Raw genomic sequence first — 15,831 nt, forward strand, 5'->3', positions numbered from 1 at the left:
ACCGGTAGCTGTCAAACGGACTACCAGACACGAATTATGGAATTGCGGAGTAATGCTTCATCCCACGCGCACTGATCCTGCATCAGAAAGGACCAACACGAAATGGAAAATGTACAACTGAATCGCTGGCGCATTCTAATCGCCGCGACCCTGATCAATATTTGCGTCGGCTCTATTTACGCCTTCAGCATTTTTGCACTGCCACTGAGTAAAATGCTTGCAGTGAGCATGCCTGAAATTATGATGGCCTTTACGATTAACGGCGCAATTGCACCGATTCCGGCGATTCTTGGCGGAAAGCTCGTAGACCGGGGAGGTGCCAGAATTGCCATCTTCATTGGCGGTACCATGTTTGGACTTGGCTTCATCTTGACTGGCCTTGCGACTGCACCTTGGATGCTATATCTGACGTATGGCATCATTTCTGGTCTTGGACAAGGTGTCGTCTATGCGGCAACAATCGGTAACACCATCAAGTTCTTCCCAGACAAACGCGGACTCGCGGCTGGAATCGTGACCGCAGGTTATGGCGGTGGAACAGTAATCATTGCCCCACTTGCAAACGCGATGATTACCCACTCAGGAGTTCAGACCACTATGATGATCCTTGGCACCTCCTTTCTGATCGTCATTTTGGCAGGTGGGCTATTTACTCAAGCTTGTCCGGCAGGATATATCCCTGCTGGTTGGACACCACCGCAGACGTCAGGTTTACGTCCGGTTGCCGTGAACTTGAACTGGCGGCAGATGATCAAGCAACCCCTGTTCTACGTCATTGCTTGCCTGTTCCTGATCGGCGCTTTATCTGGCATGATGGTTACATCCAATGCTTCCGTCATTGGCCAGACGATGTTCGGTCTATCGGCCAGTATAGCAGCCTTGTTCGTGAGTCTTTATTCGCTTAGCAACTGTCTGGGACGCATTTTCTGGGGAGCCATATCAGACAAGATTGGCCATCTGCGTTGTCTGATGATGATCTATCTGGTCATTGCCACCATGATGCTGACACTTGCATTATCCGGCTCCATAGTTGGATTTGCTATTGCCATTATTGGCATCGGCCTGTGCTTTGGTGGTACGATGGGCGTCTTCCCTTCAATCGTCGGACAGAAATTTGGCATGAAATACTATGGTGTCAACTACGGAATAACCTTTATAGGCTATTCCGGTGCCGCATTCTTTGGACCGCGAATTGCGAACTCGGTAGCTGCCGCCAATAACGGCATATTCACCAACGCCTTTTACATTGCGCTCGTTATTGCCTTGGTCGGGTTCGCGGTGACATTCCTGTATAAGGCCTTGGAAAATGGTAAGAACCCTGCACCAGCTGCTGTTGAAACCGTTTGATCAATCCGTTGCTATATTAGCAAATCACTATTTTTAGTATTAAGTATAGTACAACCTATAAATTTATATTGGAGGAATTAACCATGAATATTACAGAACTGCTCGGTATCCAGTACCCTATTTTCCAAGGTGCTATGGCCCAAATTGCCCGTGAACCACTCGTAAGTGCTGTATCCAATGCTGGCGGGCTGGGCATTATTGGCTCTGGCGGCATGTCGGCTGAGGTACTTCGTGAAGAAATTCGCAAGGTTCGCGCAGCCACCAACAAGCCGTTTGCCGTAAATCTGATGCTGATGATGCATAATATTCCCGAATTGATCGAGGTTATCGTCGAGGAAAAAGTCAACATTGTTACGACGGGCGCGGGCACACCAGCTCCGTATATGCCAATCTTCAAGGAGCATGGCATTAAGGTGATCGCCGTCATCCCTTCCGTCAAGATTGCCAAAAAAATGGAGGCTATCGGCGTACATGCCCTCGTGGCCGAAGGTACAGAAGCAGGCGGCCATGTCGGTGAAACAACCACCATGGCACTCGTTCCACAGGTTGTTAGCAACGTATCCATCCCTGTCGTTGCCGCAGGCGGCATTGCCGATGGACGCGGAATTGCAGCAGCCTTTGCACTCGGCGCACAGGGAGTTCAGGTCGGAACGCGCTTCCTCACCACCGTCGAATGCCCGACGCATGACAATTTCAAGCAAGCCGTCATTGACGCCGACGATACCAGCACTACGGTTACTGGACGCAGCATCGGTGGACCCGTCCGCAGCATCAAGAACAGCATGATCGCCGAATACCTCAAGCTGGAGCAAGAGCATGCCTCCCGTGACGAATTGGAGAAGATCAGCCTTGGCTCCCTGCGCAAAGCCGTCTTCGAAGGTGATACAGATCGCGGTTCGGTCATGGCAGGACAAATATGCGGCCTGTGCGACGAGATTACGACAGTTGAGCAGATGATTACGACAATGTTCAGCGAAGCGCAGGCACTGCTAAATCGTCTTGGACAGACACAGATTACCGGTGAGCAGATAGCATCAGTATAATATAACTTGTAAACAAAGAAAAAAACGGACCATATCCATATTTAATAGGAAACGGTCCGTTTTTTGATTAGATTTGCGTGCTAATTTTTATCTGGGTAACCTCTGTTGTTCGTAGCGTAAAGCAGATATAATAAAAATGAAACAATCACTTCAGCATAGCCTCGATAATCCAAAAGTGAGTTGATCGATCATGACCCGACGTATAGATAAACGTTCCACCGATGAGAGCGATCAGTCCCCTGCCCCTCTGTTTGTCACGGATTCCAAAGGTAATATTTTAATCTCCAATGAATTCACTGCCTTGACTATCGGCATTCCGTTGGAGGAGCTGTTGCGCTACAATGTACAGGACCTGGTGAAAGCCGGCTACTACAAGGAATCAATAACAATGAAAGCAATACAGTCCAAACAAAAGGTAACTCAGTATATCAACACTGTACGTGGCTTTAAGCTCAAGTCCACTGCTCTTCCAATACTTGATAGTACAGATGAGGTGCAGCTCGTTGTTACCAGTACTAACAACTATAAAGGTGGATTATCCATCATAGCTGCCCCTACGCTGCCACATGCGTATGAGAACAGCAAACGTTCAGTCACTTCAGCCTCTGTACTTAAGAATAACGGGATCATTGCTGAGAGCCTGGCGATGAAGCAAATTATTCAGGTGTGTGACCAGATCGCTTCTTACGATAGCAAAGTACTGATTTTGGGCGAATCAGGGACAGGCAAATCAGTAATTGCCAAATACATTCACCGCCAGAGCGCGAAGTGGAACGGACCTTTCATTCCGATTAATAGTGCCGCTATTCCAGCCGCATTATTCGAATATGAGCTGTTCGGATATGTTCAGGGGGCTATGCCCGGCTTAATGGACGAGAAGCAAGGCTTGTTTGAGGTGGCCAGAGGAGGCGTTTTGTTCTTTGATGAGGTCGCCGAGCTTCCACTGGAAATACAGGCCAAACTGCTTGATGTGCTTGAGCGTGGTGAATTCCGGCGTGTGGGGAGCACCGAAGCCATTCTCATTCAATGCCGGATGATATTTGCTACCAATCGTGATCTATGGAGTATGGTGAAAAAAGGATTGTTTCGCGAGGACTTGTACTATCGAATCAATGTCATTCCGATCCATATCCCGCCGCTACGTAGTCGCAGACTGGATCTCGTCGGACTGATTTCCAGCTTTATTGCTCATTTCAATAAGGTATATGATAAAAAGTATGTATTGCCAGGGGACGAATTTCAAAGAATGCTAGCCGAGCCATGGCATGGGAATGCGCGTGAGCTTCGTAATTACATCGAACGATTGATCGTAACTGATCAGACCGTGCTGCGCCAGCAGCAGCCGGTCGAACAAGTTACAGACTGGTTCACATTGGACCATTTCATTCAGGCCAATCGCAGTCAACTGAGCGGGCTGAAGGAATATACGGCGTTAACCGAGGGACGATACATTCAGCAGATGCTGCAGGTCTGTGGTGGCAATAGTGCCGAAGCAGCCAGACAGCTAGGAATTGATCGCTCCGCTGTTTATCGTAAGCTGAAGAAGATGGAGGACATTCTTGCAAAGCTGAAGGTTTAACTACGAAGTACAGAGCACACAGGGCCTATCCTTCCCATTTTCATAGAAGTCACCTATACTAGTGGCTTTCATACAAAAAAGCGTGTCTCAGGTTAAAGGCACTCTTTTTTGTAACGGTTTATTTTTCTCAATTATGCACCCGTCAAAATAAAATGAATGTCATACTTCAAGATCATGTGTTTGCTTGTAGTTATATATAGCGCCTAGCAAATTGGCTTCATTGCCTAATTTACTTTGCTCAATATCTGCACGTACAAAATTTAAGATCGAATCTAGATATAGCTTCTCTAGCTCTTCTTTAATGGTAACAACGAGTAAAGGATTCGCAGATATGCCTCCCCCAATTACAAACTTTTCAGGGTCAAGAATTGTTTGTAAATTAATAATCTGAGTTGCAATGTTTCTATAGTATTCTTGAAAAATCGTTGCTGCTCCCTCTGTAATTCTAAGCAAAAAACACCTGCTCTTCGGCAGATGTTCCTCGCCTTTCGTATTTCTTGAGACTATCCGATCCATTTGTCCGTTCTAATCGTTCAACCCTTTGCCCTCCAGAATGGGCTGTGTGTATTTTTCAACCCTTGAAACGCGCGTTTTGAACTGCTTCGGTTCTGAAAAATACAGCAGATACGCTCTCTGGCGTCCGAGCGTCAACGCTTCAAACGCCGTTTTTAGGACCGGTCGCTCCTCGAATTTAAGCCGCAGTTCTTCGGGAACCGTATACTCGGCATGTTTTTCAGTTCCACTGCAAGACCGGCTTCCTCCATCCAAACAGCGCCTCCTCCTAAACACTGTTGGACAAATAGCCGCGCTCAGGGTCAAAGATCATCTTTTGAACGGGTTCTATCCGCTCGTCTATAATTTCTATACGGTGATCTTCCATATTCAATTTGACAATACCGGGATAATTTAATTTAATGAAATGAAATAATGCGAGCCGTTGGATTCAATAATTCTCGAAAACTTGCTCTGATCGTTATATTTATGCCCTTTGTCACTGGCAGTTTTATAAAGTTTACGGCCGCTTTGATAGATATGGTGGTACACTCTCCAATCCAGCGCTTAGTTTATCGTCAAGCATGAACGTGCGAGCAGCGGAGAGATTGTTGTTCCTTTTCATAATTGATATATCTACAACTCAGTGCATGTAGCGCGTTTATTGCTGCTCGGCAAATCTCCACCAGGCAAATGTTCCGACTATTCCGGCTATTCCCGTAGACGCAAGAATGATTATACTACTCAACTTTAAAAACCCGGTGCTTTGAAATACCGACGGGATGGTCCACGGAAAATAGGGGGCGAATCCAAAAGAGGCCAAAACATTTGAGAGAATGACGATTATCAGGATGAGTCCTAATGGTGCCAAGTATCCCTTGCTCACATTGGCCAGAAGAGTGCCTGGTGTGGTAACAATAATAAACAATAGCGATGTTATAATGAATTTAAAGAAGATATTCCAAATAAAAGAAGCTGACCGGCCCACAACTCCTAGAATACCCCCCACGGCAAAACCTATGGCAAACATATACATGGAAAGTAATAGGCTCCATGCTAAAATTACAAGAAATTTGGACAGTACAATTTTCGATCTGGAAACGGGCTTTGCAAGCAAATCTTTAATTGTTTTATCCGAAAACTCTCGTCCAAATACCCATGCCGCGATAAAGGTGTACCCGATAAGTCCCAGCGGGGCAAGACTATCAAGCAATTCGGTTAAATACATTTTCCAATTGATGCCGCCGGCGTCACTGGATAAAATAATTCCGACACCCATCATGATTGGCCCAAATGCAAAAATAAGAAATACCAACCAAAACACATTGGCGCGGATAATCTTGCGAATCTCACAATGTAAGACAGAAAAAATATTCATTATATATTCCCCCTTATATATTCCCCCTTGTCATACCAATTGTGCGGAGAAAATATCCTTCCAAATCCTCCGTAATCACTCGAAGCAATGTTGGCGGTTGATTGGATTTAACCAGCAGTTCGGCCAGTCGTTCAGGACTATCCGCTGCGTGGTCATCGGTTAGTTTAATATAGCCGTCTATTGTCTCCTCAAATTCATATCCATGCTCTTCAAGCACCTCCTTTAAGGCATGTTTGTCGCGGCCATTCACCACTAAGTTTTTCTGTAACGATTGCTCCAGCTTATCCATTGCGACTTCTTTAACAAGATGGCCATTGTGAATAATCCCAATGCGTGTGGAAACTTTCGAGAGCTCCTCTAACAGATGGCTGGATATAAAAACAGTTACGCCGAAATTTTTCGCTAGGCCATATAACATATTCCGTATCTCCGCCACGCCTGCGGGATCGAGGCCATTTATCGGCTCATCCAATATTAGAATTTCCGGATTGTGAATCATTGCTTTCGCAAGTCCCAGGCGCTGTTTGTTTCCTAAAGAAAGATTCTTTGCCTTTTTCTGTTTGTGCGGCTCAAGCCCCAACTTATAGATAACCCGATTTACGGGATCTTTGTCAGGCACCCCTTGCATGCGTCGTGCTATGTCAAGATTTTCAACTACAGTTAAATCGGGATAAAAAGTAGCCTCCTCCAAATATCCAACCTTGTCCCATAATTTATAGTTTCCGGCATCGACCTTTTCACCTAACATATAGAGCTTGCCGGAGGTTGGCTTGAGCATCGCCAAGAGCATCTTTATGGTCGTTGTCTTTCCAGCGCCATTCAGTCCCAAAAATCCAAATATCTCTCCTCGGCTCACCTCCAGCGAAAGATTGTTCAATGCGATATAGTCGTCAAATTTTTTGTGCACTCCCTCAATTTGTATGGCGGGCGTTCCTCCATTTTTTTCCTTTGATAAAATACTCATAGCCTTCAACTCCTCCATAAAGAGAGAGCTTATTCAGGATTCTAAGTACGACACTCCTGAACAAGCTCAATCAGAAATTTTTCAATAAATCTACTTTATGATGTCCTGGCAATCGCTTAAGCGAGGCGAGGCTGGCCCAAGCCCAATTGAGCAGAGCCAATTCAGCACTACCTCATGCAGCACGTTGATGTTGTCTACCTGACAGTGTTCTAATCCGCCAAGTCGTCTATCCTCTATCGGGTAGAACGTCTTGTTTTTCGAACCCGCTTGCTCGTAATTCTTCAAGGCTTGTGTCAGCGGATTTGGCTGAACCAATATCTCTTCTGCTCCGTGCATTACAAGAAGCGGACATTCTATCTGGTGGAGCACGCCCTCAAGATCATAGGCAAAACGCGGATTCCCCGCAAAATCCTCCAAGCTTTTTGCCCCCAGAATTCTCATGCCGTGTGCGGCCAGACTCGGCGGCATCCATTTAAGCATGGCATCCCAGTCGAAGGCGTGCGTACCGCCGTCGGAGATGACGGCAGCAATCCTGTGATCGAACGAAGCGAATCGCAGCGAGTCGTAAGCCGCAAAACTCTCCCCGTGCACGATAATCTTATCGGGATCGACTTCCGGCCGCGTTAGAAGAAAGTCGATTGCTCGGGAATGGAAAGCCTCACTGTCCGCTCGTCTTCCTTTTCCCTTTTCGTACAGCGAGAGGCCGGTGCCAGGCTGGTCATAGACCAGAAAGTTATATCCACACGAAATAAAAGCGGGACCTAGCCAGAAATAGTTTTCAATTGACCACTCGTCGCCACCGTTGAGAGCAAAAAGGGTCGGCTTCGGACCTTTTATCCAGGAAGGGGAGAAGAAGTAACCATCCAACTTGACATCTTCGTAATCGACTTGGATCTTCTCCGGTTGGACATCGAAGTACTTTCCGGCAGCTTCGAAGAGTTCATTTACTTTCTTAAATATACGGATTTTCTCGGTGTCATCATCCATCACCACATATTCCGCAATTCTGTAGTAATTGCAGGCACGAATGTAGCAGTTTCGTGCTGTATACCAGTTTCCAGCCGTTTCGGCCTCCTTGCCGTGTCTTTCCAATGCCTGAGCCGTTATGAGCCATTCCCTGTGCCACGTGTCCTTGTCATCGGGGTCGATTTTTTTGCAGGCCTCGTAGATCTCGGTGACGTCCGTAGCACCGAGGCTTGCCATACCTAAAGCTTTGGTGACTTGGTATGACATCATGTAGTTATTGGGCCAACGGCTGAACTCAATTGACATTGCAACATCCTCCTTTTCCAGTTCTAGTGATTGTAGTTTTTTTACTACAAGTAATTTTTACAACACAAAGATAAAGCTTCTTTAAAAGAAAAATAAATGTTTATAAAGAGAATATAAAAAACTATAAACCGCTGAAAAAACAAAAAAGGCTGCTGCCTGGGTGTTCACACCTGGCAGCAGCCTTTAACTCCTGTAGTAAAAGAAAATGTGCAAAAATAAAATCAGTGTTGTGCGGCCAAGGGAAGGCTGAATCTTATCCCCAAACCGCCATATTCGGAAGGGTAGGCGCAAATTTCGCCCCTATGATGTTCAATAATGGATTTACAGCTTGCAAGACCCAGACCCAGCCCGCCCTTTTGGATTTGCCGCGATTTATCCACAGTGAAAAATTTGAGGAACAGAGAAGATATATCCTTATCTGGCACTCCAATTCCATTATCCTCGATTTGAAAAAAGGCATACTGTCCTAGCGGGTATCCGGTCATATACACTTTCAGTTTATTTTTCCCTCCATATCTTACAGCATTGCTAAAGAGGTTACCGAAAACCCGACGGATCATCGGTTCATTGACCATCAGCAATATATTTTCCGTGAATGAATGGCGGCAAGTAAGCTCGTTGTCAAGTCCCGCCAACTCATACTCATATTCAAGGGCAATGTTTTCAAATAATTTTGATGCTTTTACAGGTTTAGCTACCATAGATTCCAACTCCAGTTTTTCTTTGGTGAAGCTGGAGAAATCATTGATGAGTTCGACCATATATCCTGACTTCTTTTGAATCAAATCATAATATTCCTGCTTTTCAGTTTCTGGTAAATCCTTGTGTGTAGCCAGCAGTTCAGTAAAACCATTAATAGATGTCAAGGGTGTTTTCAAGTCGTGGGCAATTGCCGCGATCATATCGATCTGCTCTTTGTGCGCGAGTTGAAGCCGATGCTCCATCTTATTGAAGTGCTTATAAAGTTCTCCGATCTCATCATTACTTCTCAGAGCTAGCGGAGGCAGTGGATGTACAATATTTACTTCCTCAAGCCTGGTATTCAGAAGCTGAATGGGTTTCTCTATGCAAAAATGAATATAGATAATCAGAATAATAAATATGAAACAGGCAATTGCAAATATGGGCAGGAGCAATGCTATATATCGCGAGTCCAGCAATGAACTGCGTATAGGGGAATATATTGCAAAGACAAGCTTCAGATACATTCCAATCGAAAACATGAATATTATAAACATCAGCAGGAACAAAAGAGGAAGCTTTATTTTCAGTTTCATACTATTGCTCTCTTTCCGTGTATTTATATCCTATGCCCCATATTGTTTTAATAAAGTCATATTCAGAACCAAGTTTCTTACGGATATTTTTTATATGAACCGTTACGGTATTTATTTCTCCGTATTCGTCTCCCCAGACGTTTTCATATATCTGCTCACGAGTCAATACATGATTCGGGTGGCGCATGAGGATAGACAGAATCTGAAATTCCTTCGTTGATAAGTCGAGCTTCCTGCTATTCAGAAATGCTTCAAACGTCTTATCGTTCAAAATGAGCGGAGCATCCGCCTTTTCGTTACTGGGACTAAGTTCATCCCACTCTTTAAAAAGCCTGTCCACTTTTCTGAAGTGAGCCTTTATCCTGGAGACAAGCTCCTGAATACTGAAAGGTTTGGTCATGTAATCGTCTGCTCCTATTTCGAGCCCGACGATTTTATCAATGTCCTTATCACGCGCACTTAAAAACAGAATTGGGACATTATAAGAATTTCGGATACTTCTGCAGACATCAAGTCCATCCATATCAGGCATCACTATATCAAGAACGATGAAATCAATGTGATTTTCTTCCAATGCAGATAAGGCTTCTTTCCCGGAACATGCCGAAATTATTGCAAATTGCTCGTACCTTAAACTCTTTGTGATGAGTTTTACGATTTCTTCATCGTCGTCTACAACTAATATCGTTTTCGGCATCTTTATACCTCCCAACCTCTTTAAATGGACTGCATTTATATAACACAAGAACCGCATGGACTCGAATTGACAAAAAAAGTCGCGCTCAAAGCGCCTCTCCAGTTCCGGATACGCTGGAATAAGAGCTTGAGCAACGCCTTGGGGAATTCTGGATTTAACAAGCTGGTATGCCCTTCAATAGCGGTCGAGTTATGGGCGTCAGTGTCAATTTAGAACAGATAAATATACGAACATTTATTCCTTTCGGATAAATAATATCAACAACCAGCGCAAAATCTTTCTTCTTATGCGGTGTTCATGAATTTCATGATTCAGGATTCTTTGGTACCGGCTATTGTAGGCTATTTTTAAACAATTGATGATCAGAATTACTCAAACGGATCTGATATAAATAATAATTCCTTAATCTTGTTGATGCAATTCTCCACTTCGTAAATAGAATCAAGGTATAAATATTGAATTGCATAGTCCGTAGAAGTACGTGCACCACCATGAACACAAAGCTTGATACTAACCTCTTCCAGCATTTTATTTACCAAGATTTTATTTCTCCTTGTTAATCTATCCAGAGTGTCTCTGTGCTCTGTATACACATACTCCACTAACGAGATCTCATTTTTGTGTTTACTTGTTACATACTCTCGTAGAGTCATGTCCCCCTGTCTCTTTAAAGCACCAATCAGCACAAAATCACTAGGGGAAATAAGCTTTGTTAATGCTCTTAATGAAATATCTTCGCTATCTTTAAATTTATTGAAGTTCTCTCTTTATCATAAGATCCGTCATCAAATGAACCTACTGAAGTTTGATAATAAGAAAATTCCCTATCACTATCCCCAATAATTACCTTTAAGCGATTCATAAACTTTTCTCCATAGATAGCGCTAGCAAAGCTAACCATTTCTTGCAGTTTTTTTAGAAAAAGTTCTTCCCGCTCTTGTAAACTTTTTTGTAAAAGAAGATTCAGGATATATCTCAATCGATCTTCCATGAATGGTTCTAAACTATCCGAAACCAAAACACAATAATCGTATGTTTTGCATTTTCTTACTCTCACATTAGATATTGGAACCGAAATATCTTCAGGATTATGATAAGTAAAATATTGTTTTCTATCGTGGCCGTTTACATTGGTCGTTCTTGATGTTAAAGAGTAATTGAACTCAATGGTTAAGTTGGCTTCTTCGACATCGAGAAATATACCAAACCTGTTTTTTTATAAATGTATTCATCGAAATCCACTCTTTTTCTAGCATCTGTATAGTCTCTAGCCGAAGAAAATTTTATGAATTTGGACTTATCAAAGATCCAGAAATCTTGAATACTAACGGACTCAAATAAATTATGACGTTCTTCCCATTGGGCAATGGTAAGAGGGGCTATGCTGAAATTCAAAAGCCCATTTCATTCCCTCATACTCTCCATCTTGATGCTCAACATAAATATCTGCTATTTGCCTTGTAGTGGGGATATACACTTCAAATTCCACAATTGCATTAGGAAATTTACCTTTTAACCAATTGTACATTATCCTGAAAGTAACCTTCTATAAAAAATAAAAAAAGGGCTCAAATCTTTGGTAGAATGGTGTTTGTCGAGAACAAAATCACCCAAAGAGAGGAGCACCTTTTAGGTGAAGTCTACCACACCCATCCATAAAATCAAGACCTAATTTCCCCTAAACCAGTCCACAAACATCGGAGGAAGCAAGATCTTCCTCGATTATCTCGAAAAAATTAAACTGAGCCAGGTGCTCCAAACCTTATCCGGAGGCAAAGCTCACAATGCACTGTTCCCAGTGCACCGCATTCTGCTATACCTCATCGTCGGCTGGATACTGGGCTGTGAGCGTCTGTTTCACTTTCGCCGATGGCAAAAGGACTCCCTCCTTCAGCGGTTTCTCGGTGGACGCTGTCCACACCACTCGCTTCTGTACAAGGAACTGGATCGGCTGGGAAAAACGAATCCTAATGTACGAATGGAACTCCGGCAAGTGAACCTCGAAGTGATCCGGCCTTGTCTGCCCTCCAAGCTCATTCTCGATTTGGATTCGACCGTGGAGACGGTCTACGGCAATCAGGCCCAAGCGGCGAAAGGCGTGAATGCCCATAAGCCGGGGCGCAAAAGCTATCATCCCTTGCTCGCTTTTGAAGGACAGTCCCGCCTTTGCCTGAATGCCGTGCTACGGGCAGGAAACGTTCACTCGTCCACCGAGGCCGCCCCTTTTCTGAAAGAGACCTTTGACCTCTTAGGTCAGCACCCGGTCCAATACGCCCGGTTTGACAAGGGCTTTGGCGGCGAAGACTTCTATTCGCTCTGGAAAGGACGGCAGATCGGCTATGTGGGCAAAATGAAATGGACCAAACGTTTGGCGGCTGAAGTGGCCGCTTGTCGGTATTGGAAACGTTACGTGGACGAAGACTGGATCATTGAAGGCATCGCCCTTTGGTACCAAGCCACGTCTTGGAAGAAACCGCGGCGGGTCGCCGTCATCCGCAAGGCGAAAGTCGTTCAGGACGACCAAGCTTGTCTCCTGCTGGATACCGATTGGGAGTATGAAGCGATCGTCACGAGCCTGGAGTGGGAATCCATCGATTTGTGGCGCTTTTACAACCAGCGGTGTTGTATGGAAAACTACATCCAGGAAGCCAAGTGCGGATTTGCCATCGATAAAATCGCCACGGGCTCTTTTGAAGCCAATGAAATTGACCTGCTCGTCAAATTACTGGCCTATAACCTGTACGAGCGATTCAAACAAGATTGCTGCGAACCGGTTCATAGGGGCTACACGTTTGCAAGGTTTCGTCTGGAATTCTTCCGGAATCTACGTGCTGGTAAGCCGTTTTGGAATATTCCCCCTGTTAATACACCCTGATTCTTACAGGTTTTTTGAGCGGTGAGTCTCTGGCTTCTTTGATCTTACGGGCTTTCGAAATTCAGGATAATATATATTATGTTATTTTTATGATCACCATTGTATCGAATTAAAGAAGTCGACCTTGACTTCAACGCCTGTCCAATCGTATAGTATGGTTATATCTTCAATTAAGGGAGAGATTTTGATGTCGGTGAACGTTCTTAACTAAGCAATTGCATATTCAGGGAGTATCATCAGGCGCTTGTACCCTTCGGGGACAGGTTTGTTTGTTGCTTTGTTGTTACCCTGATATTAGTTAAGAACATGCGGATATCATAAATCGCCTTCGGGATTATCTTCATCCAGGCCCTATTCCGTGCTGTGTTCAGCGCGGTTTTTTTGTTTTCAGATTTTGTAACTTCCCTTTAAACGTCTTCCATTCGATCCAAATAGCTTAGAAAAGAGCTGTTGCGTGAATAAATTGGAAACACGGAACTCGGAACTACAAAAGCTGCATAACAGGCTTATTTGATGATAAATTCCCTCTTTCTTTAAGGGCGGAGAATGAACGTTTTGTTCATTCTCCGCCCTTTTTTATTTTAACAGCAAGGTTTCCAAAATCCTGACACTACACAACTAAAGGAGCGATTTATTCATGAACGAAACTACAATGCTGCGTTTGGAATATGATCAAATTAAAACAAGAGTTTCCGAATGTGCTTTTTCTTACCTGGGTAAGCGTCACGCTGCTTCTATGCGGCCAATTGCTGATATCCGTACAATTAAGATTCGTCTTGACGAAACGAACGAAGCCTTACAGATCATTCGCCATGGAGCAAGCGTCCCTGTTCCTTCGTTGGAAGGAATGGAGCACATTCTTCATCTGCTCGGAACCGGGTATATGTTCAGCGAGCTCGATTTTTCTCATATGGCTCAATTCATTAGAAGCTGCATTCAACTAATAAAATATATGCATTCCAAGGCGGACGCTGCTCCAACCGTCAGCGCTTATGCATCTTCCATGTATAGCATGGAGCCACTTCTATCCGAAATCGAAAGATGTATTCATTCGGGACGTGTGACGGATATCGCCAGTAAAGAACTAGCTAAAATTCGCAAAAAAATTGCGGTTACTGAAGAACGTATCAAGAGAAAACTTGACTCTCTCACCAGCCGTCACCGATCCATTATGCAGGAAAATATGATTAGTCAGCGCAATGGCCGTTACGTGCTTCCAATCAAAAAAGAATTCCGTAAACAAGTGAAAGGCAATGTACTGGATGAATCGGGAAGTGGTCAAACGGTTTACGTTGAACCTGCCGAGATCACGAATCTGCAATTCGATCAGAGCGCGAACATGGCAGAAGAATCAAAAGAAGAAATGAAAGTACTGGGAGACCTGACGGCAATGGCTGAGTTATACAATCGGGAACTAAGCATCAATACAGAGACGGTAGGTGTACTGGATTTTTTATTGGCAAAAGCCAAATACGCCATGACTCTGGATGCTGTCCCTGTCGAACTTAACCTTGACGGGATTATAGACATCCGAGGTGCACGTCACCCGTTGATGTCCAATACCATGGTGCCGCTTGATTTCTCAATTGGTGAAGGATATTCCTCACTCATCATCACCGGACCGAACACAGGCGGAAAAACGATGGCCCTCAAAAGCGTCGGTCTATTAACATTAATGGTGCAATCTGGGCTACTGGTACCTGTTTTGCATGGCAGCCGAATGGCTGTATTCGAGGAAATTGTGGTTGACATCGGGGATGGACAAAGCATTGAACATGCTTTGAGCACCTTTTCTGCACACATCCGCAACATGATTAGCATTTTAGAAACGACGGGCAACTCTACTCTGATCCTGATTGACGAGATGGCATCTGGTACCGATCCGGGAGAAGGGGTAGGGCTCTCTATCGCGTTGCTAGAAGAATTCCACCGTCGCCGGGCGACAGTAGTGGCTACAACCCACTTTAGCGAAATCAAGCATTTTGCTGAAAACACACCGGGATTTCAGAATGCTCGTATGGAGTTTGATACCGAAACGCTGCAACCATTGTACCGACTTCACATTGGAGAGGCCGGAGAAAGCTATGCATATGCGATTGCCTTGAAGCTGGGCATGTGGACACGTATTATCGAGCGTTCTGAGGCCATTTCTGCAGGCAGAGTGTCTCGGAAAACACAGGAATCGTTTGTTATTCCCCCTTCTGTAGATGATGAAAAGTCTGATGATGCAAATAAGCCTCTCCCTAAAAAAGCAGCTTTAGACGGTACAGTCACAAAACGGGGGAAACAAGAAATTCCTCTCAAAACCAAGCCATTTGCCCTTGGTGATAGTGTTTACGTAGGCTACCTGGATCGAACTGGAATTGTATACAAAACCGAGGATGAACGGGGGAATGTCGGGATTTTAATCCAAGGACAGAAGCTAACCATAAACAAAAAGAGGCTCGCCCTTCACATCGCTGCTACTGAATTGTATCCTGACGACTATGATCTGGATATTGTTTTAGAAACCAAGGAAAACCGCAAAAAACGAAAACTGCTGGGACGCAAGCATGTCGAAGGAGTGATGATTGAATCTCCCCCGGAAAATGAAATATAGACACATGCGTATATCCTCAATATAAAAAATAAGTTACTTTTATATTGTCAGTGAAACTTGAATCTGCAAGCGGACACTTGATAAGAGTGATCCACTTGCAGATTTTACCACACAAAAAAACATAATATATATTATGTAAACTTAATGATTCCTTACTAGATAGGACAAGATAAATCAGACATCCAAGTTCATGTAAAACTCGGCTTCTAACCTTCAATCCAGCTTCATTATATAAAGCTCCTATATCAAACGTCTGTAATGCAAAAAAGGCGTGTCCAAAGTTAAGGCACGCTCTTTTATTGTTATTT

The 15,831-nt window shown here is 44.2% G+C and carries 13 protein-coding genes and 2 pseudogenes; 5 read left to right on the forward strand and 10 right to left on the reverse strand.

The annotated features are described in order from the left end of the window. Positions 1–102 precede the first annotated feature (102 nt). The 3 genes from NSS66_RS06520 to NSS66_RS06530 all read left to right on the forward strand — a co-directional run bounded on the left by NSS66_RS06520 (position 103) and on the right by NSS66_RS06530 (position 3,969). Positions 103–1,347: an L-lactate MFS transporter gene (locus tag NSS66_RS06520; protein WP_340958614.1), complete on the forward strand. Its 1,245-nt coding sequence runs from the start codon at positions 103–105 to the stop codon at positions 1,345–1,347. 83 nt (positions 1,348–1,430) lie between these two features. Continuing rightward, positions 1,431–2,390, forward strand: coding sequence for a DUF561 domain-containing protein (locus tag NSS66_RS06525; protein WP_023988901.1), 960 nt, complete (start codon positions 1,431–1,433; stop codon positions 2,388–2,390). A 190-nt stretch (positions 2,391–2,580) separates the two neighbouring features. Further along, a complete protein-coding gene (locus NSS66_RS06530) occupies positions 2,581–3,969 on the forward strand; it encodes a sigma-54 interaction domain-containing protein (protein WP_340958615.1) in 1,389 nt (462 codons plus the stop codon). A 159-nt stretch (positions 3,970–4,128) separates the two neighbouring features. On the opposite strand, the gene NSS66_RS06535 is transcribed toward NSS66_RS06530, so the two are convergent. The 10 genes and pseudogenes from NSS66_RS06535 to NSS66_RS26820 form a co-directional block, all read right to left on the reverse strand. Further along, the gene (locus tag NSS66_RS06535) at positions 4,129–4,422 is read right to left on the reverse strand and encodes an ROK family protein (RefSeq protein WP_226887809.1); all 294 of its coding nucleotides are present in this window, start codon (positions 4,420–4,422) and stop codon (positions 4,129–4,131) included. Between the two features lie 72 nt (positions 4,423–4,494). Further along, positions 4,495–4,742 (reverse strand): annotated as a pseudogene (locus tag NSS66_RS06540) (YdeI/OmpD-associated family protein); the annotation flags it as partial. Between the two features lie 380 nt (positions 4,743–5,122). After that, positions 5,123–5,839, reverse strand: coding sequence for an ABC transporter permease (locus NSS66_RS06545; protein WP_053325559.1), 717 nt, complete (start codon positions 5,837–5,839; stop codon positions 5,123–5,125). Positions 5,840–5,852: 13 nt separating this feature from the next. Then, the gene (locus NSS66_RS06550) at positions 5,853–6,803 is read right to left on the reverse strand and encodes an ABC transporter ATP-binding protein (RefSeq protein WP_340958616.1); all 951 of its coding nucleotides are present in this window, start codon (positions 6,801–6,803) and stop codon (positions 5,853–5,855) included. A 90-nt stretch (positions 6,804–6,893) separates the two neighbouring features. Beyond that, positions 6,894–8,075 carry an alpha/beta hydrolase family protein gene (locus NSS66_RS06555; protein ID WP_023988906.1) on the reverse strand — a complete coding sequence of 394 codons (1,182 nt, stop codon included), beginning with the start codon at positions 8,073–8,075 and terminating at the stop codon, positions 6,894–6,896. A gap of 221 nt (positions 8,076–8,296) precedes the next feature. Next, entirely contained in the window at positions 8,297–9,352 is a 1,056-nt protein-coding gene (locus tag NSS66_RS06560) for a HAMP domain-containing sensor histidine kinase (protein ID WP_338532448.1), read from the reverse strand. A gap of 1 nt (position 9,353) precedes the next feature. Continuing rightward, positions 9,354–10,049 (reverse strand): response regulator transcription factor, encoded by a 696-nt coding sequence (locus tag NSS66_RS06565; protein ID WP_013310135.1) that lies wholly within the window; start codon positions 10,047–10,049, stop codon positions 9,354–9,356. A gap of 368 nt (positions 10,050–10,417) precedes the next feature. After that, positions 10,418–10,588 (reverse strand): hypothetical protein, encoded by a 171-nt coding sequence (locus tag NSS66_RS06570; protein ID WP_340958617.1) that lies wholly within the window; start codon positions 10,586–10,588, stop codon positions 10,418–10,420. Between the two features lie 182 nt (positions 10,589–10,770). After that, on the reverse strand, positions 10,771–11,040 hold the full coding sequence (locus tag NSS66_RS06575) for a hypothetical protein (RefSeq protein WP_340958618.1): 270 nt from the start codon (positions 11,038–11,040) through the stop codon (positions 10,771–10,773). Between the two features lie 351 nt (positions 11,041–11,391). After that, positions 11,392–11,577, reverse strand: a complete 186-nt coding sequence (locus NSS66_RS26820) for a competence protein CoiA family protein (protein WP_444850690.1) — start codon at positions 11,575–11,577, stop codon at positions 11,392–11,394. Between the two features lie 105 nt (positions 11,578–11,682). On the opposite strand from NSS66_RS26820, the pseudogene NSS66_RS06580 reads away from it, so the two are divergent. Both NSS66_RS06580 and NSS66_RS06585 read left to right on the forward strand, forming a co-directional pair. Continuing rightward, positions 11,683–12,867 (forward strand): annotated as a pseudogene (locus NSS66_RS06580) (IS1380 family transposase); the annotation flags it as partial. Between the two features lie 694 nt (positions 12,868–13,561). Beyond that, complete coding sequence (locus NSS66_RS06585) at positions 13,562–15,523, forward strand: endonuclease MutS2 (RefSeq protein ID WP_340958619.1); 1,962 nt, start codon at positions 13,562–13,564, stop codon at positions 15,521–15,523. Positions 15,524–15,831 lie beyond the last annotated feature (308 nt).

The sequence above is a fragment of the Paenibacillus sp. FSL R10-2748 genome (genome assembly GCF_038005565.1).
Lineage (GTDB): Bacteria > Bacillota > Bacilli > Paenibacillales > Paenibacillaceae > Paenibacillus > Paenibacillus polymyxa_B.

Bases quoted from the DNA above. Each gene is read 5' to 3' on its own strand.
- NSS66_RS06520 (WP_340958614.1), top strand. From the start codon at position 103: ATGGAAAATGTACAACTGAATCGCTGGCGCATTCTAATCGCCGCGACC.
- NSS66_RS06530 (WP_340958615.1), top strand. From the start codon at position 2,581: ATGACCCGACGTATAGATAAACGTTCCACCGATGAGAGCGATCAGTCC.
- NSS66_RS06585 (WP_340958619.1), top strand. From the start codon at position 13,562: ATGAACGAAACTACAATGCTGCGTTTGGAATATGATCAAATTAAAACA.
- NSS66_RS06550 (WP_340958616.1), bottom strand. From the start codon at position 6,803: ATGAGTATTTTATCAAAGGAAAAAAATGGAGGAACGCCCGCCATACAA.
- NSS66_RS06525 (WP_023988901.1), top strand. From the start codon at position 1,431: ATGAATATTACAGAACTGCTCGGTATCCAGTACCCTATTTTCCAAGGT.
- NSS66_RS26820 (WP_444850690.1), bottom strand. From the start codon at position 11,577: ATGTACAATTGGTTAAAAGGTAAATTTCCTAATGCAATTGTGGAATTT.
- NSS66_RS06575 (WP_340958618.1), bottom strand. From the start codon at position 11,040: ATGGAAGATCGATTGAGATATATCCTGAATCTTCTTTTACAAAAAAGT.
- NSS66_RS06545 (WP_053325559.1), bottom strand. From the start codon at position 5,839: ATGAATATTTTTTCTGTCTTACATTGTGAGATTCGCAAGATTATCCGC.
- NSS66_RS06565 (WP_013310135.1), bottom strand. From the start codon at position 10,049: ATGCCGAAAACGATATTAGTTGTAGACGACGATGAAGAAATCGTAAAA.
- NSS66_RS06555 (WP_023988906.1), bottom strand. From the start codon at position 8,075: ATGTCAATTGAGTTCAGCCGTTGGCCCAATAACTACATGATGTCATAC.
- NSS66_RS06560 (WP_338532448.1), bottom strand. From the start codon at position 9,352: ATGAAACTGAAAATAAAGCTTCCTCTTTTGTTCCTGCTGATGTTTATA.